Raw genomic sequence first — 21887 nt, 5'->3', positions numbered from 1 at the left:
TGGGTCCTCCAAGATTTGGACGTTCGGCAGGAAGATGTCGAGGATTGTGCGGCAGAACGTCCAGGCACTGTGCGGTCGGTGAGACGTATATAAAGGTCAGTGAGGTAATGATGAGTGAAATTTCCAGAAATGGTGTCGGCGGCGGCGGTCAGCCTGGACGGATCGGCATCGGTCTCGAGCTTGACGACATCCACATGAAGATCCTCGAGGTCCTGCGCGAGAACGGCAGGATCTCGGTGGCCGCGCTGGCCGAACGGGTGGGCATCTCCCGCGCGAACGCCTACACGCGCTTCGAGGCGCTGCGCGCCGACGGCGCGATCAAGCGTTTCACCGCCGAGATCGACCACGTGCGGGCCGGGCTCGGCATCACCGCCCTGATCTTCGTGACCGTACGCCAGCAGATGTGGAAGCAGTTCAGGGCCGAGCTGGCCCGGATGCCGGAGGTGGAGTACTGCGCGATCACCACCGGGCAGCACGACGCCATGATCCAGGTGCGCGTGTCCGACGTGGCCGCCGTGCACACCATGGTGACCGACCGGCTGGCCAACATCCCGGCGGTCAAGGCGACGGAGACCGTGTTCATCCTGGACGAGGTGCTGAAGCGGCCGTACGTGCTGCCCAGCGACCGCGACCGTGATCGCGACCGGACCCGTCCGGCGCGGCGGCCCGCCCAGGAGGGGGCGCAGGGCGGCGTGCCGCTCGGCAAGATGCGCTTCGTCGGCGCCGCCGAGGGCCGCGCCGCCCTCCGCAAGGACGACTGAGTGATCAGCCGACCTCCCTGCACACGCTCACGTGCACCGTGTCGTCCCCGTCGAAGCTGAACTCCTCCACCAGGCGCAGCAGCCCGTCGTCCCCCTTCTCGATGCGGCTGCTGCTCTGGCCGCCCGCCTTCCCGCCGGCCTTCAGCGCGTGCGCGTACGAGATCGCCACCTGGGCGTCGTCACGCATGCCCACGAAACGCCCGTGGGTCACGGTGTCGCCGGAGTAGCTGCCCCACACCACCCCGTCGGACTCCTGGTACAGGAACTCCGTCGGGCTGTCCGGGTCGACTGCGCTCGCGGTCGAGCTCACCATCACGAATTTGCGGCCGTTGAGATTCACGCCCGTCATGGTGGCCCACATTCCCGAAATATCAGCATTCGTCTGGACGGATCGTGAGGGGAGCGGTCAATGATCGACAATCCGTCCAGCCAGAATCGTCACCCTGGGGGCCCGTACGCGAACCCTTCCAGGGAGGAGGCCCGCCACCGCGGACCAGGCGGGACCTGCGCAGTCTCGCCAGAACGTCTACCAGCGCGTCACGGCCGCTCCGGGCCGCTGGGCCTTCACCGTACACGACGGCCCCCTCCTCGTCCTCAAAGCCTGGCAAACCCGCTCTGACCAGGTTCGACGGCCGGTGGACAGGAAAGGGGGCGCGGGAGAGGGCCTCGCCGTGGGGCCGCTGCTTCCGTAAGAAGAGGAGACGGCATGTCTTCTGCCACGCACCGTGCCGTACAGGTCGCCGAGCCCGGCGGGGACATGTCTCTGGTCCGGGTGGACACCCAGGAGCCGGGCCCGGGCCAGGTACGGGTCACCGTCGAGGCGTGCGGGGTGTGCCACTCCGACGCGCTGATCATCGCCGGACACATCCCGGGCACCACGTACCCCGTCACGCCGGGTCACGAGATCGCGGGACGCATCGACACGATCGGCGCCGACGTCGCCGGCTGGGCCGTCGGTGATCGCGTGGCGGTCGGCTGGTACGGCGGCAGCTGCGGCCACTGCGACGCCTGCAGGGAGGGCGACGGCATCCTCTGTCCTGAACTCCAGGTGCCGGGTGTCGCGTACGCCGGCGGGTTCGCCGACTCCGTCGTGGTGCCGGCCGTCGCCCTGGCCGCGGTCCCGGACGAGCTCACGGCGGTGGAGGCCGCGCCCCTGGCCTGCGCCGGCGTGACCGTGTACAACGCGCTGCGGCGCAGTTCCGCGCGTTCCGGCGACACCGTGGCGATCCTCGGCCTGGGCGGCCTGGGGCACCTGGGTGTCCAGTTCGCCGCGAAGATGGGCTTCGACACCGTCGCGATGGCCCGCGGCCCCGAGAAGGCGTCGCTGGCTCACAAGCTCGGCGCGGCCCACTACATCGACACCGCCGCCGAGAACATGGCCGACGCGCTGCGGGCCCAGGGGGGAGCCAAGGTGGTGCTGGCGACGGTGACCAACGCCGCGGCGATGTCCCGGACGATCGACGGGCTTGGCCGCCGCGGCGAGCTCATCATCGTCGGCGTCGACATGGAGCGGCTGGACATCACGCCCCTGCAACTCGTGAACGCGGCCAGACGGGTGCACGGACACGCTTCCGGCATCGCGGTCGACACCCAGGACACCATGAGGTTCGCCGCCCGGAACGGCGTCCGGGCGTGGACCGAGGAGGTCCCGCTGGAGGAGGCCGGTGCGGCGTTCCAGAAGATGCTCTCCGGCCGGGCCCGCTTCCGCATGGTGTTGACCACGGGTAACTGATCACGGTGGCCGGGCTTGAGCGGCGGGCTCGCTTTGTCACAGGTGCCGGTGCTTTCTATGCTCGGCGTGTGCTGGGGAGAGACGACGAGAGCGAACTGCTTGAGTCGTTGCTGCGGCACGCCGCCGAGGGACGCGGCGGCGGAGCGATCCTCCACGGCGAGCCGGGGATCGGGAAGACCGCGCTGCTGTCACACGCCACGGAGCGGGCCGCGGGGTTCCGGGTGCTCCGCGCGGTGGGCGTCGAGCCGGAGGCCGATCTCGCGTACGCGACGCTGCACCAGCTCCTGCTCCCCCTGCTCGGGCGGGCCCACGAGCTGCCGGACCCGCAGGCGCAGGCCCTGCGCGTCCTGTTCGGGCGCGCGCACGGCACGCCACCCGATCCGTTCCTGGTGGGTCTGTCGACCCTGTCCCTGCTGTCCCTGGCGGCCGGGGAGAAGCCGGTGTTGTGCGTCGTCGACGACGCGCACTGGGCCGATCGTCCGACGCTGAAGACCCTGGCGTTCGTCGCCCGCCGGCTGGACGACGAGCCCATCGCGGTGGCGCTGGCCGCGCGTGCCGACGAGGGCCACGGCACCGAGCTGCCCGACCTGCGCCGCATCCCGCTCGCGGGCCTCGAACCCGAAGCGGGCAGGGCGCTGCTCGCCGGGCGCGCGGGCGGGCGGCGCCTCAGCGAGGGTGAGCAGGACCGTCTGCTGGCGATCACCGGGGGAAATCCCCTGGCCCTGCTCGAGCTTGCCGGAAGGAGGATCCCGCCGGAGGGGACACCGGAGCCGCCGGCCATGACCGACCGGCTGCAGCGGTCGTTCCTGGCCAGGATCCGGGCGCGGCACGTCGAATCACTGCCGCTGCTCCAACTGATCGCCGCCGACGGCTCGGGCAGCGTCGAGACCATCGAGAAGGCGGCCACCTCCATGGGGATCGCCGCCGACCTGCTGCACCGCGCCGAGCTCGACGAGCTGCTGACCTACGACGGGCCGCGGCTGGCGTTCCGGCATCCGCTGATCCGATCAGCGGTCTACCACAGCGCCACGGGCAACCGGCGCGTCGCGATCCATCGTGCCTTCGCCGCGGCCTTCGACACCCCGGCCGACCAGCACCGCCATGCCTGGCACCTCGGGCAGGCCGCCGTCGGGCACGACGAGCACGCCGCCGACCAGCTCGAGCACTCGGCCGAACAGGCGGCCCTGCGCGGGGGCCCGGCCGCGGCCATGGCCTCGTTGTCGCGGGCGGCCGAGCTCACGGTCGACGGCCCGCGCAGGGGACGGCGGCTGTGGACCGCCGCGCACGCCGCCGCCCAGGGCGGGTTCACCGCCGCGGCTGCCGAGCTGCTCGATCAGGCCGAACGCGAGCCCTCCCTGGAGGAGACGGACCGGATCTCCGTGGCCGTCATGCGAGCCATCGTGGCCGAGTTCGCCGGCTCGCCCGATGACGCGATGGACCTCATCAAGCCCTGGATCCCACGCGTCCTGCGGATCGACCGGCGCCGCTTCGCCCCGACCGTCGCGATGTACGGCAACCTCGGTGTCCGCGCCAACCGGTCACAGGCCTGGGCCGACCTCGCCGGCTGGCTCGACGAGATCGGGCCGGCCCCGGACGACTCGGACGGCCCGGAGGACGCGGTGCTCCTGCTCCTTCGGAACGCCGGCCGGGCACGAACAGGCCGCGATCCAGGACTGGCCGTACGCGACCGCGCGGTGATCGAGTCGCTCACCGATCCGATCACGATGACCCTGGCCGGGTCGATCACCCGCGCGCTCGGCGAGCATGAGCTGAGCGGGCGCCTGTTCCGCAACGCCGGGCAACTGGCACGCAACAGCGGCGCCCTCGGCGCGCTCGCGTGGAACCTCGAGTACCAGGCGGCTGACGAGATCTCGCGCGGCAGGCTGGGGCTCGCCGAGGCCCACGCCGAGGAGGGCTGCCAGTTCGCCGCCGAGGTCGGCCAGCCGAACACGGCATGCCGCAACCGAGGGCTGCTCGCGCTGTCCGCGGCCATCCGGGGCCGGGCTGACGCCGGCGAGCTGGCCTCCGGCGTGCTGGCCGAGGCGAGCGACCGAGACCTGGCTGACGCCATGTTCTACGCCAGGCGGGCGCTCGGGCTCATCGAGCTGGTCGCGGGCAGGCATCGCGAGGCCGTACGGCACTTCGGGGCGGTCGGCGCCTGGGACGCCGACGCGCCCCCGGATCTCGTCATGGCCATCGTCCCCGACCTGGTCGAGGCCCTGGTCCGCGCCGGCGAGCGGGATCGGGCCGCCGCGGCCGCGGCCCGCTACGCGCAGTGGACCGAACGCATCGCCTCGCCGGACCTGGGCGCGCTCACGGCCCGCTGCCAGGCGCTGGTCAGCACCGACGGCGGCGCCGAGGCCCACTACGCGGAGAGCCTGCGGCTGCATGCCAGGTCGGACGCTCCGCTGGAGCACGCCCGGACGGAACTGCTGTTCGGCGAGCAACTGCGGCGCGAGCGGCGGCGTTCCGAGGCTCAGGAACACCTGCGCGCCGCGGCGGAGACCTTCCGCCGCATCGGTGCCCTCACCTGGGCCGAGCGCGCGCTGGGCGAGCTGCGCGCCACCGGGGAGTCGGCCCGGACCCGCGCGCCCGAGGCGGACACGCTGAGCACGCTCACCCCACAGGAGCTGCGCATCACGCTGGCCGTCGGGGAGGGGCTGACCAACCGGGAGATCGCCGGGCAGCTGTTCCTCAGCCCGCGCACCGTGGACTACCACCTGCGCAAGGTCTTCCAGAAGGCCGGCATAACCTCGCGGGCCGAGCTCATGCGGCTGGTCCTCGCCGAGCGATCCGCCTGAGACCGGCGATTTCACTGATTCGGCGGCCACCTGGGCCTTCCTAACGTAGGGGCGTCAATTCCCTCGCGGGTCATGACGATGTCGGCCGGTGCGGCACACGAGTGCCACGCCCGCAAGCCCATCGTCGGCCCTGGAGCGTGCCGGAGGGCTCGCTCCCAGAACATTCACCGAAGGAACACGCTCATGTCTTCCGCGGATATCGACGACGGCCGGCGCGCCGGTCTCAAGCAGTGGCTCGGCCTGGTGGTGCTGGTCCTGCCCGCCATGTTGCTGTTCATGATGCTCACCATCCTGTTCCTGGCCATTCCCCAGCTGGCCGCGGAGCTCCGGCCGACCAGCACCCAGTCATTGTGGATCATCGACATATACGGGTTCCTGATGGCCGGGCTGCTGGTCACCATGGGCACGCTGGGAGACAGGATCGGTCATCGCCGATTGCTGATCGCCGGCGCGGTCGTCTTCGCCCTGGTCTCGCTGGCCGCCGCGAACACCTCCGACCCCGCCCTGCTGATCCTGTGGCGAGCCGTCCTGGGCGTCGCGGCCGCCACCCAGATGCCCGCCACCCTGGGCCTGATCTTCGCCACGTTCGCCGACGCGCGGCAGCGGGGAGTCGCCGTCGGCGTGTGGTCGGGCGGCATCTCGGTGGGCACCGGCCTCGGCCCCGTGCTCGGCGGGGCGCTGCTGGAGACGTACTCCTGGCGTGCGGCGTTCCTGGTGGCCGTGCCGGTCATGGTGGTGGTGGCGATCGGCGCCCTCCTGTTGCTGCCCGACAACCGCAACCCGGCGGCGGGCCGGCCCGATCTGTTCAGCGTGGCGCTGTCGCTGGCGACTCTGCTGCCCGTCGTCTACGGCGTCAAGGAGCTGGGCAAGGCGGGCACTCTCGCGACGGCGCTGGTGAGCATCGTGGTCGGGCTGGCGTTCGGAGGGTGGTTCGTGCTGCGGCAGCTGCGGCTGCCGGAGCCGCTGCTGGATGTGCGGCTGTTCGCCCACCGCGCGGTCAGCGGTGCGCTGGGCGTCTTCCTGCTGGCCGCGATCGCGCTCGGCGGCGTGTACCTGCTGGTCACGCAGTACCTGCAGCTGGTGGAGGGGCTCTCCCCGCTGCAGGCGGGGCTGTGGGTGCTGCCGGGGGCGGCCCTGCTGGTGCTGGTCTCGACGGTCTCCCCGATCCTGGTACGGCGGGTCCGCCCGGGGTATCTCATCGCGGCCGGACTGGTCGTACAAGTGATCGGCTACCTGATGCTCACCCAGGTCGGCGCCGTCGGCGGACTGCCGCTGCTGGTCGCGGGCTTCATGGTGCTCTATCCGGCGGTCGCGCCGTCCATGGCGCTGACCACCAACCTCGTCGTGGGCTCTGTGCCGCCGCAGAAGGCGGGCGCGGCCTCCGGGCTCGCGACGACCTGCAGCGACCTGGGCATCTCGCTCGGCATCGCCATCATCGGCAGCATCGGCGCCGCCGTCTACCGTAGCCGGATCAGTGGCGAACTGCCCGGCGGCCTGCCGCCGGAAGCCGTCGCGGCCGGCAGCGACAGCCTCGACGGCGCGGTCTCGGCGGCACGGGGGTTGCCGGGCGAGCTCGCCGCGCAGGTCCTCGCCCCCGCCCGTGAGGCCTTCGCGGGCGGGCTCAACGTGGCGGCCGTCGTCGCGGCGGTCATCGCGGGCGGCGCGGCGATCCTCGCGCTCCTCCGGCTGCGCCACATCCCGCCCACCGGCTGAGAAGGGAATTCACCATGGTGTCGATCCGTCGCGCGACGGCCGACGACGCGGCGACCGTTCACGGCTTGCTGCGTGAGCTCGCCGAACACCAGAATCAGGGGACCGCGATCACCGTGAGCGTAGCTCGCATGGAAGAGCTGCTCCGGCGTCCCGAGATCACCTATTTGATCGCGGAGAGGGATGGACGGGCGATCGGGTACGTGTCCTGGTTCGAGAGGGTCAGCCTGTGGTCGGGCGGCGACTATCTCGCGCTCGACGACCTCTACGTGCGCGCCGGAGAACGCGGCCACGGGGTCGGTGAACGGCTGATGCGGGCGGTCTCCGCAGCTTCGGACGGCAAGGTGATCCGCTGGGAGGTAGCCGAGACCAACGTGGCGGCACAGCGGTTCTACCAGCGCATCGGGGCCGGCCTGGTCTCCAAGAAGATCTGCCGATGGCAGGAGGTGGAGTCCCGCGCCGCCGGGGAGCCATGATGGGTCCGCGGGCCAAGCAGACGCTTGGCCGATGAGGCGGGGGAGTGGGGCGGTGGCCGGACCCCGGAGTCGTTCGGGTCGCGCGCTGTGCGGCGAGCGGTGCGGCTCAGTGGGGGACCACTCCGTTCGCGAGGACCTGGCGGTAGGCGGTCACGCGGTCCTCGGCACTGTCCAGGCAGCAGCTGGAGCATTTCACCGCTTCGTCGGAGGTGTAGTAGAGGCAGCACGTGTTGCGTAGGTAGAACAGCCCTTCGCGATCGCCTTCTCGCAGTCTGATCACTTCGCCGAGCTTTTCCAGGCCGCCGGTGGAGGCGGCGAGGAACTCCTCGTAGGCCCGGTGCAGCCGATCGACGTCGCCGCCGAGTCGGCTGGCGATGCAGAATGCCGCCGCGCACCCGTGCGCCACTCCGCCATGGAGCTGGCGCAAGCCCGCCCGGGTGCGCGTACGCATGGCGTGAGCGAGCGGGAGGAGATGCTCGTCGAGCACCCAGGAGACAAGCGTGTCGACGGGCGCCTCCACGGCGTTCGGCTCGCGGAGCGCGACCGCCTCGAACCCGTGGTGCTCGGAGAGCCGGATGGCGACGTTGCGCGGTCGCATGTCCACGACCACCCGGTCGAGCGCCCATGCCAGCAGCGCGGACGCGGTCACGGTGCCCGCGTACACGGCCATGACGGTCAGTGCGGTGGCGTGATCCGACTTCTGGCCGCTGGCCACCCGCTCGGCTTCGAGTACACGGGAGAGTTCGTCCGATGAGGAGTCGAGCAGCCGGTCGCATGCGATCCAGCCGTCGTGCGGCCTCAGGCCACGTTCAAGCCGGAAGCGGTCCCCGAACGACTCCAGCCGCGAAAAGACATCCATCACTGCACAACCGCACTACGTATCGCCATAGTAGAGGATGATACCCGTAACGGGTATACGGTTTCCAGGGCCGGACGACCGCTCCTGGCCCTGGTCGCCGGCCCCGGGGAACTGCACGGTGAACTCATGTGGAAGCCTGGAGGAGCTGGGTCGTATAGGCGTGGGATGGGGATCGGGCCAGGTCGTCGGCCGGGCCGTGCTCGACGACCCGGCCTGCCTGGAGGACCAGGATGCGATCGCACGACTGGACGGCCTCGCCCAGGTCGTGGGTGACGAGCAGGACGGCCAGGCCGCGTTCGACGGCCAGGGATCGCAGCGTGGTGGCGATCCCCGCGCGGGTGGAGACGTCCAGCATGGAAGTGGCCTCGTCCGCGATGAGCAGCGCGGGGCTGCCGGCGAGAGCTCGGGCGATGGACACCCGCTGGCGCTGGCCGCCGGACAGCTGGCCGGGGAAACGGGCGAGGAACTCGGAATCGTCCGGCAGCCCGGCGGCGGTCAGCGATTCCCGGACGTGGCCGAGCCGCTCGCCCCGGGGCACTCCGGCCACCGCCAGCGGCTCGGCCACCAGCGCCGCCACCCGCATGCCGGGGTGGAGCGAATCGTAGGGGTCCTGGTGGACGAAGCCGATCCGTCGTCGCAGGCGGCGCAGTGCACGGCCGGCCGTCAGCTCCCGGCCTTCGAGCGTCACGCGACCGGCGGTCGGTTTGATGAGACCGAGCAGAATCCGGGCGAGCGTGCTCTTGCCCGATCCGCTCTCGCCCACGAGGCCGACGATCTCGCCCGCGCTGATCTCGAGGTCGACGTCGCGCAGCGCGTCCACGACACGTGAGCGGGCCCGGTAGGTGTGCCGAATGCCTGACGCGCTGACCACGATGCTCCCCGACGGGCTGTCGACGCGGGGCACGTTCGGGTAGGAGGGGTGGTCCGGCTCGTCGTGACGGTGGCAGGCGACCTGCGCCTCTCCGCGTGCGACCAAGGGCGGCGTCTCCTCGCGGCAACGGTCGACGGCGAGCGGGCAGCGGGCCGCGAACGCGCAGCCGGCCGCGACGTGCCCGAGGGCGGGCGCGGATCCGGGGATGCTGCCCCAGGCGACCTCGCGGTCGGCGACGGGGGTCGCGCTGAGCAGCCCTGCCGTGTAGGGGTGGGCGGAGGCCGGGGACAGCGCGCGAGCTGGGCGGACTTCGGCGAGGCGGCCCGCGTACATGATGGCGACGCGGTCGGCGTACGGCAGCAGCCCGGCCAGGTCGTGCGAGACGATCAGCATGCTGGTGCGGAGCCCGGCCAGGAGGGCGAGGACCTGCCGCTGGGTGATGGCGTCCAGCCCGGTGGTGGGTTCGTCCGCGACCAGCAGGTCCGGCTCGCCGGCCAGGGCGAGCGCGATGGCCACCCGCTGGCGTTGCCCGCCGGACAGCTCGTGCGGATATGACCTGAGCATCGTCCGCTGGAGCCCGACGCGGTCGAGCAGGTCGGCGGGCTGGGCCGTGCCGCCGTGCAGGGTGAGCATCTCGGCGAGCTGGGCACCGATGCGATGCACGGGGCTGAGTCCGGTCATCGCGCCCTGCGGCACGGTGGCGACGCGGGTGCCGCGCACACCTGTCCAGTCGGTCCGTCCGACCAGTTCGTGTTCGCCCAGCAACGCGGACCCGCCGGCCTGTGACGTGGAGGGGAGCAGGCCGAGCAGGGTACGGGCCAGCGAGGTCTTGCCGCAGCCGCTCTCGCCGACCAGCGCCAGGATCTCGCCGTCGGCGATGTCGAGGTTGACGTGCGAGACCGCGGCCAGGCCGCCGTACCGGACGGTCAGGTCACGTACTTTCAAGGTCATCGGGCAGCCTCCCGCAGGGCAGGGTTGAGCCGTTCCTCCACCGCGACGCCGATCAGGGCGAGGGAGAGCACTGTGAGCGTGATGGCGGCGCCGGGCGGCAGCGCCCACCACAGCCAGGCGTCGGACAGGAAGACGCCGTTGGTCTGCACCCAGTAGAGCGTGGTGCCCCAGCTCGGCGAGGTCGGGTCGCCGAGGCCGAGGAAGGACAGGGTGGCGTCGTAGATGATGGCGACCTTCGCGGTGCGGACGAAGACCGGGATGAGCAGCGGCCCGATGAGGTACGTGCCGTGCCGGGCCAGCAACCACCAGGCCGGTGCGCCCATGGCCCGCGACACCTCCAGATGGCCGCGGGACCAGGCGGTGAGCACCCCGGCTCGGAGCACGCGGGCGGGGACCGGCCACAGGATGAGCGCCAGGATCGCCGCCCGGATACCGAAGGACTGGCCGAGGAAGGCGGCCGCCAGGATGTAGAGGATCAGCTCGGGCAGGATCAGCAGGACGTCCGCGCCGCGCATCAGCGAGACCGACAACCAGCGCGGGCCGATCCCGGCGGCGCCGCCGATGATCGCGGCCAGCAGCGTGGTGCAGACGGCGACGATGAACGCCAGCCCCAGGGACGTGCCGGCGCCCACGATGAGCTGGTCGAGCAGGTCCCGGCCGAGATCGTCGGAACCCAGCGGCAATCCTGCCCGCGGCGGTGCGTACGGCTCGGCCACCCGCTCGCGCCCCGCACCGTCGGGCAGGGCGACTCCGTACGCCGCGATGGCGACGATCGCGACGAGGACGCCGACGCCGATCACTCCTTGCGCGCCGAGCAGGTTCCGGCGCGGCGCCTTGAGGAACATCATCTCCGGTCTCCGGTTCTGGCACGGGGATCCAGCAGCGGGTACGTCGCGTCGGCCAGCGCGTTCATGAGCACCACCATGACGGTGAGCACCAGGAACGCCCCCTGCATGAGCGGGTAGTCGCGGGCGGTGATCGCGTCGAAGGTGAGCCGCCCGAGCCCGGGATAGGCGAAGACGGTCTCGACCACGATGGCCCCGGCGGCCAGGAAGCCGATCTCCAGCATGAGGATCGTGTGCACGGGCAGCAGCGCCGGGCGCAGGGCGTGCCTGCGCACGAGCCTGCCGTACGGCACTCCGCGGGCGTGGGCGTGCTGCACCGGCTCGCTGGTCAGGACGGTGAGCAGGGACGAGCGGGTGTAGAGGAACAGATATCCCATGCCGGTGACGGTCAGCGTCGTCACCGGAAGGACCAGGTGCTGCAGAACCCCGCCGACCGTCACCCCTTCCGGCCCGGACACGCCGTAAGTGGGCAGCAGCTGGAGCTTCACCCCGAACAGGACGATCAGCAGCATGCCCAGCCAGAACTGCGGGACCGAGTCGGCGACCACGGCCGCGCCGAGCAGCCCGGAGCCCTTGCCCCGGCGGCGACGCAGGGCGCCCGCGACGCCCAGCGTCACCCCCAGGACGGCGGTCACCGCAGTGCTGGTGCCCACCAGGAGCAGCGTCCACGGCAGCGCGTCCGCCAGCGCCTGGACGACGGGACGGCCGTCCGACAGCGAGGTGCCGAGGTCCAGGGTGAACACGCCGGTCAGGTAGTCGAGGAACTGCTGGGGGAGCGGCCGGCCGAAGCCGTACTGCGTGGCGATCTGCGCGCGCTCGTCGGCGGTCAGCCTGGCCAGCGCCTCCGGGCTGCCGAACAGCTTGAGCGGGCCACCCGGGAGCGCCCGGGGGAGCGCGAAGTTGAGCGTGAGCGCGACCAGCAGCACCGAGAGGTATTCGGCCAGCCTGCCGGCGATGTAGCGGGGGTAGCCGCGGCGGACGGCCTGGACGGCCGTCATCCGAGCCGGTAGTCGACGAGGGAGAACTTGTTCAGCGCGCCGGAGCCGTTCTGCCAGGTCCAGTTGCTGTAGATGTCCTTACGGAAGGCGTAGGCGCCGTTGCGGTAGTACAGGGTGAGGAACGGCAGCTGCTCCGCTATCTGGGCCTGGAGCTTCTTGGCGGCCTCCGTTCTGGCCTCCATGGTGGGCGCGGCGGTCATGGTGGCGATCGTCTCGTCGACGGCCGGGCTCTTGAAGCCGACGACATTGAGGCTGCCGTCGTCCGGGTCGGAGGCCAGGAGCTGGGCGATGGTGCCGCTGCTGAGCATGACGGGAGCGGACCAGCCCCACATGGACATGTCGTAGTTGCGGCCCTTACGGACGTCGTAGTCGGGCCAGACCTTGGCGTCGAGGGAGTCGGAGTCGAGCGAGGTGACCTTCACCGCGACGCCCGCGTTCCTGAGCATGTCGCGGATCAGCTCGGCGCTGCGCAGCCGGTCCGTGGAGGCGCTCTGCACCAGCAGCTCGTACGACATGGGCTTGCCGTCCAGCACCCGGATCCCGTCCGGTCCCGGTTTGGCGCCGAGAGCGTCGAGCTCCCGCTTGGCGGCCTCGGCGTCGAAGATCGGCGGGAGCCGGTCTCCCTTGATGGGCGACTCCGCGTGGATGAAGCCGGGGTTGCCCGGGGTGCCCTGGCCGAGCAGCGCCGTCTTGACCAGATCCCCCGTGTCGATGGCCTTGGCCAGAGCCCGGCGTACCTCGGGGCGGTCGAACGGCGGTCTGGTCGTGTTGAACGCCAGCAGCGTGGAGGCGAACTCGGTGCCCTTGACCACGCCGATGCCCGGCTGCCTTTCCAACGTCGCGAGCTGCTGCGGGGGCACGATGCGCGTGGACATGTGCACCTCTCCGGTGCGCAGGGCGGCGAACTGGGTGGACTCCTCCGGGATCACGGCCACCTTGATCGAATCCACCTTGGGCTTGCCCAGGGCATAGGCGGGGTTGGCGGTGAGGGTGTAGCCGCGGGCATTGTCGTGCTGGGTCAGCTTGTACGGCCCGCTGCCGACGGCTTTGTCCACCCCTGCCGTGCTCACCTTCCGCACCGACTCCCACAGGTGCTTGGGAAGGATCGCCATGTCGGCCAGGATCCGGCGCGGAAACTCGGGGTCGGGCGCCTTGAGCGTCATGGTCACGACGTCGCCGCTGGCGCCGACCTTCGCGATCGGGCGGACGTCGACCGACGAGTCGCCCTCCATGTTCTTGCGGTAGAAGTCGACGCTGAACACCACGTCGTCGGAGGTGAGCGGCTTGCCGTCGTGCCAGGTGACGCCTGGCCGGAGCGGCAGGGTGAACGTCTTGTTGTCGGAGGTCTTGATCTCTTTTGCCAGGAGCGGCGCGACGCCGTCGCCCCGCACGATCACCAGCGTGTCGAAGAGCAGCTTCACCAGGTTGTTGCCCGGGTAGCCGGTCTGGTTGGTGAACGGCGTGAGCGTGCCCTCGTCAGAGGAGATGGCGATGGTGATGCTCTTGGCCTGCCGGGTGCCGGGGGCGCTGGGTGTCGTGCCGGTGCTGGATCCGCATGCCGTGAGGAGCGCGAGGGAGAGCAGCGCAGCCGTGGTTCGGTGGTACAACAAAACCTCCGGGGGGTATATGAGGTGCAGAGTGACCCCATCGGGGAGGGTGTGCGTTGCACGTGACTCTATAGGTCCGCTACGTAGATGCAAGAGTCCATTGTGTAAACACCGTAATTCGCATTGAGCTGCGATGACGTTCCTGCCTGGGCTTCTTCGGTCAGAGCTCGTGCGTGGAGTGGGTTGGCAACCTACTATGCCGACTAATAGTCGTGTCGGCGGTTGGCCCTGATCTCCCACCTGGGCCCAGACTCCGTTTGGAATACGGTAGGGGGGTATGGTACGTTCGAGGAGTCGGAAGGGGGAGACATGGTCGGATACAGCGGCAGCAAGCAGGACCAGCTGCGGCGGCTGCGCCGGATCGAGGGTCAGGTGCGGGGGTTGCAGCGGATGGTCGAGGACGACAAGTACTGCATCGACGTCCTGACGCAGGTGTCGGCGGCCACCAGTGCTCTGCAGTCGGTCGCGATCTCCCTGCTGGAGGATCACCTGGCGCACTGTGTCGCCGAGGCCGCCGCTCAGGGCGGACCGGAGGCTCAGGCCAAGGTCAAAGAGGCTTCCGAAGCCATCGCGCGGCTCGTTCGTTCCTGACAGAAATCACTGGAGAGGGTTGATCGATATGGCTACCGCTACCTACACCGTCACGGGCATGACCTGCGGGCACTGCGTGAGTTCGGTGAAGGAGGAGGTCGGTGAGGTGTCCGGGGTCACTTCGGTGGAGGTCGACCTGGCCAGCGGCCTGCTGACCGTGGAGAGCGACAGCCCCGTGGACGCGGCGGACATCGTGGCCGCGGTCGAGGAAGCGGGCTACGAGGTGGCGGGTCGGTCATGAACGCGGCAACGAAGCTGAGTGCCTACGTCGTGGGGCTGGCCGTCGTCTTCGGCGGGGCCCTGGGCGTCGGGAACGCGGTGGGGGAGGTCGGCCCCGCCCCGGCGAAGCCGGAACACGGGGCGACCCATTCGACTCCCGCCGCTGAGAGTCATGGCGGTCATGCGGAGGCCACCGCAACAGCGAAGGGCGATACCCCTGGGGGGCTCCAAGTGTCCGAGAATGGATACACCCTCAACCCGTTGACCGCCGTCAAGCCCGGCGAGCCCACGGATTTCCGTTTCACCGTGACGGGTCCGGACGGCAGGCCGGTGACTGACTATCAGGTCGAGCATGACAAGAAGCTGCATTTCATCGTGGTGTCGCGGGATCTGGCGAGCTTCCAGCACGTGCACCCGGACATGGCCGCCGACGGCGTGTGGTCGGTGAAGCTGACGCTGGATGACCCGGGCGCGTACCGGGCTTTCGCCGACTTCGCCCCGACGGGTGGGAGTGGCTTGACCCTCGGTGCGGATCTGCTGGTCGCGGGTGACTACAAGCCGCAGCCTCTTGCCCCGGTGGCTCGTACGGCCGAGGTGGACGGTTACACGGTTTCCCTTGCGGGGGATCTTGTGCCCGGCCAGGCCAGCAAGCTGACGCTGAGCGTGAGCAAGGACGGCAAGCCGGTGACGGACCTGCAGCCGTATCTGGGGGCGTACGGGCATCTGGTGGCGTTGCGGGCCGGTGATCTGGCCTACCTGCACGTGCATCCGGAGGAGAGCGTGAAGGCGGGGCCGGAGATCACCTTCTACGCGGAGGTGCCCAGCGGCGGCGACTACCGGTTGTTCCTGGATTTCCAGCATGAGGGCAAGGTCCGTACCGCGGACTTCACCGCTCAGGCCGGTACCGGACAGCCCAAAACCACGGCTGAGCCGAGCGCGAGCCCTTCTCACGGCAACGACTCGCATTGATCGCAGGACACGAGGAAAGGAGATGTGATGTCTTCCCTGACTGAAGGCAGGGCTGTCGAGCTGTCGATCGGTGGCATGACCTGCGCGTCCTGCGCGAACCGGATCGAGCGCAAGCTGAACAAGCTCGAGGGTGTGAGCGCGATGGTGAACTACGCGACGGAGAAGGCGAAGGTCACCTTCCCGGATGGCGTGGACCCGCAGCAGCTGATCGCCGAGGTGGAGAAGGCCGGCTATACCGCCGCACTGCCCGCCCCGCCCGCCGAGTCCGGCACCGGGGCCGAGCAGGAGCCTGCCGATGAGCTGCGGCCGCTCCGGCAGCGGTTGATCACCGCGGTGGTGCTGAGTGTGCCGGTGGTCGCGATGGCGATGATCCCGGCGTTGCAGTTCACGAACTGGCAGTGGTTGTCGCTGGTGCTGGCGGCGCCGGTGGTGGTGTACGCGGGCTGGCCGTTCCACAAGGCGGCCTGGACGAACCTGCGGCACGGCGCGGCGACGATGGACACGCTGATCTCGGTCGGCACGCTGGCCGCGTTCGGCTGGTCGCTGTGGGCGCTGTTCTTCGGCAGCGCGGGCACGCCGGGCATGACGCATCCGTTCTCCTTCACGATCGAGCGCACCGACGGCTCGGGCAACATCTATCTGGAAACCGCGGCGGCGGTGACCGCGTTCATCCTGGCCGGCCGCTACTTCGAGTCCCGTTCCAAGCGGCGGGCGGGGGCGGCGTTGCGGGCGTTGCTGGAGCTGGGTGCCAAGGAGGTGGAGCTGGCCGACGGCCGGCGCATCCCCACCGACCAGCTCAAGGCCGGCGACACGTTCGTGGTGCGGCCCGGCGAGAAGATCGCCACCGACGGCGTCATCCTCGAAGGCTCCTCGGCGGTGGACGCCTCGATGCTGACCGGCGAGTCGGTGCCGGTGGAGGTGCGGCCGGGGGACGCGGTCACGGGTGCCACGGTGAACGCGGGCGGCCGCCTGATCGTCCGGGCCACCCGAGTAGGCGCGGACACGCAGCTGGCGCAGATGGCCAAGCTGGTGGAGGAGGCGCAGACCGGCAAGGCCGCCGTGCAGCGGCTGGCCGACCGGATCTCGGGGATCTTCGTGCCGATCGTGATCGCGTTGGCGGTCGGGACGCTGGGGTTCTGGCTCGGCACCGGGAACGGGGTGGCGGCGGCGTTCACCGCGGCGGTGGCGGTGCTGATCATCGCGTGCCCGTGCGCGCTGGGCCTGGCCACGCCGACCGCGCTGCTGGTCGGGACCGGCCGAGGCGCCCAGCTGGGCATTCTGATCAAGGGTCCGGAGGTGCTGGAGTCCACCCGCAAGGTCGACACCGTCGTGCTGGACAAGACCGGCACGGTCACCGAGGGCAAGATGACCCTGGTCGCGGTGCACCTGGCCGAAGGGGAGAACCGCGAAGAGGTGCTCAGGCTGGCCGGTGCGCTGGAGCACGCCTCCGAGCACCCGATCGCCCAGGCCATCGCCCGTGAAGCCAACTCCGACGCGACCGTCGAGGACTTCGCCAACGTCGAAGGCCTGGGCGTGCAGGGGATCGTGGACGGTCACGCGGTGCTGGTCGGCCGCCCCCGGCTGCTGGCGGAATGGTCCCAGCACCTGTCCGACAGCCTGCAAAGCGCGCTGGAAACCGAGCAGGCCAAGGGCCGCACCGCGGTGGCGGTCGGCTGGGATGGTCAGGCGCGTGCGGTGCTGGTGGTGGCCGATGTGGTCAAGCCGACCAGCAAGCAGGCGATCTCGGAGTTGCGGGCGCTCGGCCTGACCCCGGTGCTGTTGACCGGGGACAACGAGGCGGTGGCGCGGACGGTGGCGGCGGAGGTGGGCATCGATGAGGTGATCGCCGAGGTGCTGCCCGCCGACAAGGTCGAGGTGGTCAAGAAGCTGCAGGCCGAGGGCAGGGTCGTGGCCATGGTGGGCGACGGGGTCAACGACGCCGCCGCGCTGGCCCAGGCCGATCTGGGGCTGGCGATGGGCACCGGCACGGACGCCGCCATCGAGGCCGCGGATCTGACGCTGGTGCGGGGTGATCTGCGGGTGGCGCCGGAGGCGATCCGGTTGTCCCGCAGCACGCTGAAGACGATCAAGGGGAACCTGTTCTGGGCGTTCGCCTACAACGTGGCCGCCCTTCCGCTGGCCGCCTTGGGGCTGCTCAACCCGATGATCGCGGGTGCGGCGATGGCGTTCTCCAGCGTGTTCGTGGTGAGCAACAGCCTGCGGCTGCGCCGCTTCAAATAGGAACCGTGTCCTGTGGCCCGAAGGCGATCACCGCCTTCGGGCCACAGGACGTGCCGCCAAAGATCTGGCCGCAGCCGACGGAGACACGCGAAGCAGTCAACCGGGGGTCCTGTTCGTCGAGTCCGCGGTCACGGTGTCCCGGAGCGATGCGGCGGTGACCCGCAGGCAGGTGACGAAGTCCGTCTGCCCGTTCGCGTTGACCCATTGGTCGAAGGCGCTCTGGAAGACGACCATGGCGATCTGGGCCACCAGGTGTGCCGTGCCGGTTTCGGTGCCGCGCTGTTCGAGTGCGGTGCGGATCGCGGCGGTGACGGCAGCGAATTTGGTGCGCTCGCGTTCCTGGAGTTCCACGCTGGCGTCGATCACGGCGCGGCGCTCGGCGACGTTCTTGACCTGTTCGGCAAGCTGAGCACCGAGGGCGTCGAGGACGGTGGACAGCGGCGATGAGGCCTCGGCGGCACTCCTGGGGACACGCCGTCATCACCTGGCCGGACGGCACCAGCCGAGAAGGATGGCTACGCGCCGATGACGGCATGGACTACACCGCCGGCGCCGCCGCCGAAATCGCCGCACGCCTCGCCCGTGGCGAAGGCAAGCCCGGCGCCTACACACCCGCGGCCGCCCTCGGCCCCGACCTCGCGGCCGCAGCCGGAGGCACCTTCATCCTCCCCTGAGGACCCCCTCGCCCGTCATCAACGGAACCCAGCCAGGGGCCTACGTCCGCCTGTACTCCGGCAACGCCGAGCCTGGGCAGCGCCTTTCGAGAACGGTCAGATTCGTGAGCTCATGGCGCCGCGTCGGCTCGCCCAGGGCGTGAGCGATACGCCCCAGCTTCTCCTCGGGGAGAGCATTCTTCCTGGCGATCGCTGAGCGGCCGGTGGCGCTGTGCCAGGCGATGAGCAGCCTGCCACGAGGCCGGGTCACCCGACGCAACTCGTGGATGCCTGCCTCCAGGTCCGGCCACATCGCCACGTTGTTCACCGAGACCACGACGTCGAAGCTGTCGTCGGGACAGCCCGTGTCCGCCGCGGTGCCGAGCCGCAGCTCGACGTCGCGCCCGCGGTTGTGCCGGGCCGCCTGACGCAGCATCTCGGGCGACGGGTCGATGCCGCAGACCCGCTCGGCCTCGATGTGCCGCAGCAGGCCGCCAGGCCCGCATCCGGCCTCCAGCACGCTGCCCTGCTTCCCGATGAGCGTCACGAGTTCGCCCGGATCGTTGAGCCACAGCATGAGCCGCCCCGCCAAACGCCCGAGGATTCCCTGCGGAAGGGCGAACGGAGAGCGGATCGGCTCGTCGTACGCCCAGGACTGGATCTCCTTGGTGGCCATGCCCCCAGGTTCGCGGTTCAAGGCGGGTTGAAGTCAAATGGACGCATGGAGCTCATATCCATCGGTGAGGCCGCCCGTCGCCTCCGCCTCAACACCTCGGCTCTGCGGTACTACGAGGAACGAGGCCTGGTACGGCCGGCGGCTCGCCATGCCGGAAGGCGGATGTACGGCCGGACCGAGCTGCGCCGCCTCGCACTGATCGCCCTGATGCAACGGCTCGGAGTCCGGCTCGACACCGCCGCCGCCGTCATGGACGAGTCCGGCGAGCAATGGCGATCAGCGGTGCGGGACCAGATCGACGAACTGGACGCCCTGATCGAGCGAGCCCAGGGCGCCCGCCGGTTCCTCTCAGCGGCGCTGACCTGCCCCGCTGACCATCCCACGAGCGAGTGCCCGCACCTGGTCGGCGTCCTGGACCGGCTGTCCACCGGCGGAACCGTCGAAGAACTCGCGGAAGTGCACTCAGATCAGGTGACGGCCGGCGCATGGTCGCCACGGGACAGCCGTCGGCCGGTGCTCAGTCTCCGGCAGCGACGGGGCGCGGCAGGCGGAGCCCCTTGAGGGCGAGTGCGTTGACCGCGACGATGACGCTCGATCCGGACATGGACAGGGCGGCGATCTCCGGTCGCAGCACCAGGCCGAAGGCGGGTTCGAAGACGCCGGCCGCGATCGGCAGCGCGATCGTGTTGTAGCCGATCGCCCAGCCCAGGTTCTGGCGCATCTTGCGGAGCGTGCCGCGGCCGATGACCAGCGCCGTCGGCACGTCGAGCGGGTCGGAGCGCATGAGCACCACGTCGGCGGTCTCGACGGCGACGTCGGTGCCCGCGCCGATCGCGATGCCGAGGTCGGCCTGGGCGAGCGCGGGGGCGTCGTTGACGCCGTCGCCGACCATCGCGACCTTGCGCCCGTCGCGCTGCAGCTCGACGATCTTGGCGGCCTTGTCGCCCGGCAACACTTCGGCGATCACGGTGTCGATGCCGAGCTGGTCGGCGATCCGCCGGGCGGTGGCCTCGTTGTCGCCGGTCAGCATGACGACCTCGACGCCGGCCTCGTGCAGCGCCGCCACCGCGGCCGCGGAGCTGTCGCGGGGCGCGTCGGCGATGCCGATCAGCCCGGCCGCGCGGCCGTCCACCGCGACGACGACCGCGGTACGCCCGCCCGCGGCCAGCTCCCCGCGCCGGGAGGCCAGCGGGCCCAGCTCGACGCCTTCGACCCGCATCAGCTTCGTGTTGCCCACCAGGACCCGGCGTCCGTCCACCTGAGCCGTGGCGCCATGACCCGGGACGTTCTCGAACCCGGCGACCCGCAGGACCCCGGGAGCATGCGCGTCGGCGTGGCGGACCACGGCCTCGGCCAGCGGGTGCTCGGACTCGCGCTCGACGGCGGCGGCCAGCCGCAGCAGTTCGGCCTCCTCCATCCCGTCGGTGATCACATCGGTGACCTCCGGTTCGCCCCTGGTCAGGGTGCCGGTCTTGTCCATGACCACGGTCTGGATGCGGGCCGAGGTCTCCAGCGCCATGGCGTTCTTGAACAGCACGCCGCGCTTGGCGCCGAGGCCGGCGCCCACCATGATCGCGGTGGGGGTGGCCAGGCCCAGCGCGTCGGGGCAGGTGATCACGACGACGGTGATGGCGAACAGCATCGCCGTGCCGGCCGCCGCACCCACCAGCAGCCACGCCACCAGCGTCAGCCCGCCGCCGATGAGCGCCACGAGGACGAGCCAGAACGCCGCCCGGTCGGCCAGGCGCTGCCCGGGAGCCTTGGAGTTCTGGGCCTGCTGGACGAGCTTGACGATCTGGGCGAGGGCGGTGTCGGCGCCGACCTTGGTGGCCCGTACGCGCAGGGTGCCGTTCTTGTTGATGGTCGCGCCGACCACCGCCGAACCGGGGGCCTTGTGCACCGGCAGGCTCTCGCCGGTGACCATCGACTCGTCGACCTCGCTCTCGCCCTCCATGACCTCGCCGTCGACGGCGATCTTCGTGCCGGGACGGATGAGCAGCACGTCCCCGGCCACGACCTCGGCGGTGGGGATCTCCACCTGCTCGCCGTCGCGGATCACCACGGCCTTGGGCGGGGCCAGGTCGAGCAGCGCGCGGATCGCGTCGTTGGCGCCGCCCCTGGCCCGCATCTCGAACCAGTGCCCCAGCAGGACGAACGCCGCCAGCACGGTCGCCGCCTCGTAGAACACCTCGCCGCCGCCGGTCAGCGTGATGTACAGCGAGTACAGCCAGCCCGCCCCGATCGCCACGGCGACCAGCACCATCATGTCCAGCGTGCGGGCCCGCAGCGCCCGTACGGCGCCGTCGAAGAAGATCCACGAGGAGTAGAAGATCACCGGCAGGCTGAGCAGCAGCGCCCACACGTCCTCGCGCAGCCCGAACGGCACCGGCACGTCCAGCCCCAGCACCTCGCGCCCGATCGGCGACCAGATCAGGATCGGGACGGACAGCACGGCCGCCACGAGGAACCGGTTGCGCATGTCGGAGACCATGGCCTCCATCGACATGGCGCCATGGCCCCCGTGCCCCATCGCCTCGTGCGGCGACGGACCTGCGTGCTCTCCATGCTCGGCAGGGGCCTCACGGACGGCTTCGGCGACGCCCGGCGGGTCGGGTTCTGCCAGGGGATCGCAGACATGCGACGGTACGGACTGCCCTGCGCAGTGATAGCCGCATTCCTGTACCCAGCGGCGCAGCTCGGCCAAGGACGTGGCCCTCGGGTCGAACACCACGACGGCGGTCTGCCCGACCGGGTTCACCTCGACCTCGATCACTCCGGGGCGGCGGCTCAGGACGGCACGCACCACGTTCTGCTCCGAGGCCCACTGCAACCCGCTCACGTCGAGAACCGCCGTGCTGCGATCCTTGATGTCCCCGGTCGTCATGGTTCTCCTCCACATCCGCCCGGTAGCGCTCGATCTACCATTA

20 protein-coding genes are annotated in these 21887 nt (G+C 70.6%); 11 read left to right on the top strand and 9 right to left on the bottom strand.

Going from position 1 to position 21887, the window contains the following annotated elements:
* The first annotated feature begins 107 nt into the window (after positions 1-107).
* The gene (locus ACWDRB_RS07905) at positions 108-761 is read left to right on the top strand and encodes an Lrp/AsnC family transcriptional regulator (protein ID WP_449892357.1); all 654 of its coding nucleotides are present in this window, start codon (positions 108-110) and stop codon (positions 759-761) included.
* Between the two features lie 4 nt (positions 762-765).
* On the opposite strand, the gene ACWDRB_RS07900 is transcribed toward ACWDRB_RS07905, so the two are convergent.
* Positions 766-1110, bottom strand: a complete 345-nt coding sequence (locus ACWDRB_RS07900) for a hypothetical protein (RefSeq protein WP_350727953.1) — start codon at positions 1108-1110, stop codon at positions 766-768.
* A gap of 357 nt (positions 1111-1467) precedes the next feature.
* Here ACWDRB_RS07900 and ACWDRB_RS07895 point away from each other — a divergent pair, with 357 nt between their 5' ends.
* The 4 genes from ACWDRB_RS07895 to ACWDRB_RS07880 all read left to right on the top strand — a co-directional run bounded on the left by ACWDRB_RS07895 (position 1468) and on the right by ACWDRB_RS07880 (position 7480).
* Entirely contained in the window at positions 1468-2493 is a 1026-nt protein-coding gene (locus ACWDRB_RS07895; protein ID WP_449892355.1) for an alcohol dehydrogenase catalytic domain-containing protein, read from the top strand.
* 68 nt (positions 2494-2561) lie between these two features.
* Entirely contained in the window at positions 2562-5294 is a 2733-nt protein-coding gene (locus tag ACWDRB_RS07890; protein ID WP_449892354.1) for an ATP-binding protein, read from the top strand.
* Positions 5295-5477: 183 nt separating this feature from the next.
* Positions 5478-7007, top strand: coding sequence for an MFS transporter (locus ACWDRB_RS07885; protein ID WP_449892353.1), 1530 nt, complete (start codon positions 5478-5480; stop codon positions 7005-7007).
* Positions 7008-7021: 14 nt separating this feature from the next.
* Complete coding sequence (locus ACWDRB_RS07880) at positions 7022-7480, top strand: N-acetyltransferase family protein (protein ID WP_449892352.1); 459 nt, start codon at positions 7022-7024, stop codon at positions 7478-7480.
* A gap of 106 nt (positions 7481-7586) precedes the next feature.
* On the opposite strand, the gene ACWDRB_RS07875 is transcribed toward ACWDRB_RS07880, so the two are convergent.
* The 5 genes from ACWDRB_RS07875 to ACWDRB_RS07855 all read right to left on the bottom strand — a co-directional run bounded on the left by ACWDRB_RS07875 (position 7587) and on the right by ACWDRB_RS07855 (position 13611).
* Complete coding sequence (locus ACWDRB_RS07875; RefSeq protein WP_449892351.1) at positions 7587-8339, bottom strand: (2Fe-2S)-binding protein; 753 nt, start codon at positions 8337-8339, stop codon at positions 7587-7589.
* 124 nt (positions 8340-8463) lie between these two features.
* Positions 8464-10161: an ABC transporter ATP-binding protein gene (locus ACWDRB_RS07870; protein WP_449892350.1), complete on the bottom strand. Its 1698-nt coding sequence runs from the start codon at positions 10159-10161 to the stop codon at positions 8464-8466.
* Positions 10158-11009 (bottom strand): ABC transporter permease, encoded by an 852-nt coding sequence (locus ACWDRB_RS07865; RefSeq protein ID WP_350727960.1) that lies wholly within the window; start codon positions 11007-11009, stop codon positions 10158-10160. The genes ACWDRB_RS07870 and ACWDRB_RS07865 overlap by 4 nt, the downstream gene beginning before the upstream one ends.
* Complete coding sequence (locus tag ACWDRB_RS07860; RefSeq protein WP_449892349.1) at positions 11006-12004, bottom strand: ABC transporter permease; 999 nt, start codon at positions 12002-12004, stop codon at positions 11006-11008. Before ACWDRB_RS07860 ends, ACWDRB_RS07865 begins: the two co-directional genes overlap by 4 nt.
* The gene (locus ACWDRB_RS07855) at positions 12001-13611 is read right to left on the bottom strand and encodes an ABC transporter substrate-binding protein (RefSeq protein WP_449892348.1); all 1611 of its coding nucleotides are present in this window, start codon (positions 13609-13611) and stop codon (positions 12001-12003) included. The genes ACWDRB_RS07860 and ACWDRB_RS07855 overlap by 4 nt, the downstream gene beginning before the upstream one ends.
* 309 nt (positions 13612-13920) lie before the next feature.
* Here ACWDRB_RS07855 and ACWDRB_RS07850 point away from each other — a divergent pair, with 309 nt between their 5' ends.
* Genes ACWDRB_RS07850 through ACWDRB_RS07835 form a run of 4 tightly spaced genes read left to right on the top strand, consistent with a single transcriptional unit; the run spans position 13921 to position 17631 of the window.
* Positions 13921-14202, top strand: coding sequence for a metal-sensitive transcriptional regulator (locus tag ACWDRB_RS07850; RefSeq protein ID WP_449892347.1), 282 nt, complete (start codon positions 13921-13923; stop codon positions 14200-14202).
* Between the two features lie 28 nt (positions 14203-14230).
* Positions 14231-14443, top strand: coding sequence for a heavy-metal-associated domain-containing protein (locus tag ACWDRB_RS07845; protein WP_449892345.1), 213 nt, complete (start codon positions 14231-14233; stop codon positions 14441-14443).
* Positions 14440-15390: a hypothetical protein gene (locus ACWDRB_RS07840; RefSeq protein WP_449892344.1), complete on the top strand. Its 951-nt coding sequence runs from the start codon at positions 14440-14442 to the stop codon at positions 15388-15390. The genes ACWDRB_RS07845 and ACWDRB_RS07840 overlap by 4 nt, the downstream gene beginning before the upstream one ends.
* Before the next feature lie 27 nt (positions 15391-15417).
* The gene (locus ACWDRB_RS07835) at positions 15418-17631 is read left to right on the top strand and encodes a heavy metal translocating P-type ATPase (protein ID WP_449892343.1); all 2214 of its coding nucleotides are present in this window, start codon (positions 15418-15420) and stop codon (positions 17629-17631) included.
* Between the two features lie 96 nt (positions 17632-17727).
* Here ACWDRB_RS07835 and ACWDRB_RS07830 read toward each other — a convergent pair whose 3' ends face one another.
* Positions 17728-17997: a hypothetical protein gene (locus ACWDRB_RS07830; RefSeq protein WP_449892342.1), complete on the bottom strand. Its 270-nt coding sequence runs from the start codon at positions 17995-17997 to the stop codon at positions 17728-17730.
* A gap of 77 nt (positions 17998-18074) precedes the next feature.
* Here ACWDRB_RS07830 and ACWDRB_RS07825 point away from each other — a divergent pair, with 77 nt between their 5' ends.
* Positions 18075-18305 (top strand): hypothetical protein, encoded by a 231-nt coding sequence (locus ACWDRB_RS07825; protein WP_449892341.1) that lies wholly within the window; start codon positions 18075-18077, stop codon positions 18303-18305.
* Between the two features lie 40 nt (positions 18306-18345).
* Here the strand turns inward: ACWDRB_RS07825 and ACWDRB_RS07820 are convergent, their stop codons facing one another.
* Positions 18346-18960: a class I SAM-dependent methyltransferase gene (locus tag ACWDRB_RS07820; RefSeq protein WP_449892340.1), complete on the bottom strand. Its 615-nt coding sequence runs from the start codon at positions 18958-18960 to the stop codon at positions 18346-18348.
* Positions 18961-19005: 45 nt separating this feature from the next.
* Here ACWDRB_RS07820 and ACWDRB_RS07815 point away from each other — a divergent pair, with 45 nt between their 5' ends.
* On the top strand, positions 19006-19521 hold the full coding sequence (locus tag ACWDRB_RS07815) for a MerR family transcriptional regulator (RefSeq protein ID WP_449892339.1): 516 nt from the start codon (positions 19006-19008) through the stop codon (positions 19519-19521).
* Here ACWDRB_RS07815 and ACWDRB_RS07810 read toward each other — a convergent pair.
* Positions 19478-21844, bottom strand: a complete 2367-nt coding sequence (locus ACWDRB_RS07810; RefSeq protein ID WP_449892338.1) for a heavy metal translocating P-type ATPase — start codon at positions 21842-21844, stop codon at positions 19478-19480. The two genes, ACWDRB_RS07815 and ACWDRB_RS07810, sit on opposite strands and share 44 nt — an antisense overlap.
* Positions 21845-21887: the final 43 nt, after the last annotated feature.

This window comes from Nonomuraea sp. NPDC003707 (genome assembly GCF_053587055.1).
This window is presented reverse-complemented; position numbering and strand designations above follow the sequence as displayed.

What these genes read in the sequence shown, in the direction of transcription:
- ACWDRB_RS07905 (WP_449892357.1), top strand. Translation starts at nt 108, where the DNA reads ATGATGAGTGAAATTTCCAGAAATGGTGTCGGCGGCGGCGGTCAGCCT.
- ACWDRB_RS07900 (WP_350727953.1), bottom strand. Translation starts at nt 1,110, where the DNA reads ATGACGGGCGTGAATCTCAACGGCCGCAAATTCGTGATGGTGAGCTCG.
- ACWDRB_RS07895 (WP_449892355.1), top strand. Translation starts at nt 1,468, where the DNA reads ATGTCTTCTGCCACGCACCGTGCCGTACAGGTCGCCGAGCCCGGCGGG.
- ACWDRB_RS07885 (WP_449892353.1), top strand. Translation starts at nt 5,478, where the DNA reads ATGTCTTCCGCGGATATCGACGACGGCCGGCGCGCCGGTCTCAAGCAG.
- ACWDRB_RS07880 (WP_449892352.1), top strand. Translation starts at nt 7,022, where the DNA reads ATGGTGTCGATCCGTCGCGCGACGGCCGACGACGCGGCGACCGTTCAC.
- ACWDRB_RS07875 (WP_449892351.1), bottom strand. Translation starts at nt 8,339, where the DNA reads ATGGATGTCTTTTCGCGGCTGGAGTCGTTCGGGGACCGCTTCCGGCTT.
- ACWDRB_RS07870 (WP_449892350.1), bottom strand. Translation starts at nt 10,161, where the DNA reads ATGACCTTGAAAGTACGTGACCTGACCGTCCGGTACGGCGGCCTGGCC.
- ACWDRB_RS07865 (WP_350727960.1), bottom strand. Translation starts at nt 11,009, where the DNA reads ATGATGTTCCTCAAGGCGCCGCGCCGGAACCTGCTCGGCGCGCAAGGA.
- ACWDRB_RS07860 (WP_449892349.1), bottom strand. Translation starts at nt 12,004, where the DNA reads ATGACGGCCGTCCAGGCCGTCCGCCGCGGCTACCCCCGCTACATCGCC.
- ACWDRB_RS07850 (WP_449892347.1), top strand. Translation starts at nt 13,921, where the DNA reads ATGGTCGGATACAGCGGCAGCAAGCAGGACCAGCTGCGGCGGCTGCGC.
- ACWDRB_RS07845 (WP_449892345.1), top strand. Translation starts at nt 14,231, where the DNA reads ATGGCTACCGCTACCTACACCGTCACGGGCATGACCTGCGGGCACTGC.
- ACWDRB_RS07840 (WP_449892344.1), top strand. Translation starts at nt 14,440, where the DNA reads ATGAACGCGGCAACGAAGCTGAGTGCCTACGTCGTGGGGCTGGCCGTC.
- ACWDRB_RS07835 (WP_449892343.1), top strand. Translation starts at nt 15,418, where the DNA reads ATGTCTTCCCTGACTGAAGGCAGGGCTGTCGAGCTGTCGATCGGTGGC.
- ACWDRB_RS07825 (WP_449892341.1), top strand. Translation starts at nt 18,075, where the DNA reads ATGAGGCCTCGGCGGCACTCCTGGGGACACGCCGTCATCACCTGGCCG.
- ACWDRB_RS07820 (WP_449892340.1), bottom strand. Translation starts at nt 18,960, where the DNA reads ATGGCCACCAAGGAGATCCAGTCCTGGGCGTACGACGAGCCGATCCGC.
- ACWDRB_RS07815 (WP_449892339.1), top strand. Translation starts at nt 19,006, where the DNA reads ATGGAGCTCATATCCATCGGTGAGGCCGCCCGTCGCCTCCGCCTCAAC.
- ACWDRB_RS07810 (WP_449892338.1), bottom strand. Translation starts at nt 21,844, where the DNA reads ATGACGACCGGGGACATCAAGGATCGCAGCACGGCGGTTCTCGACGTG.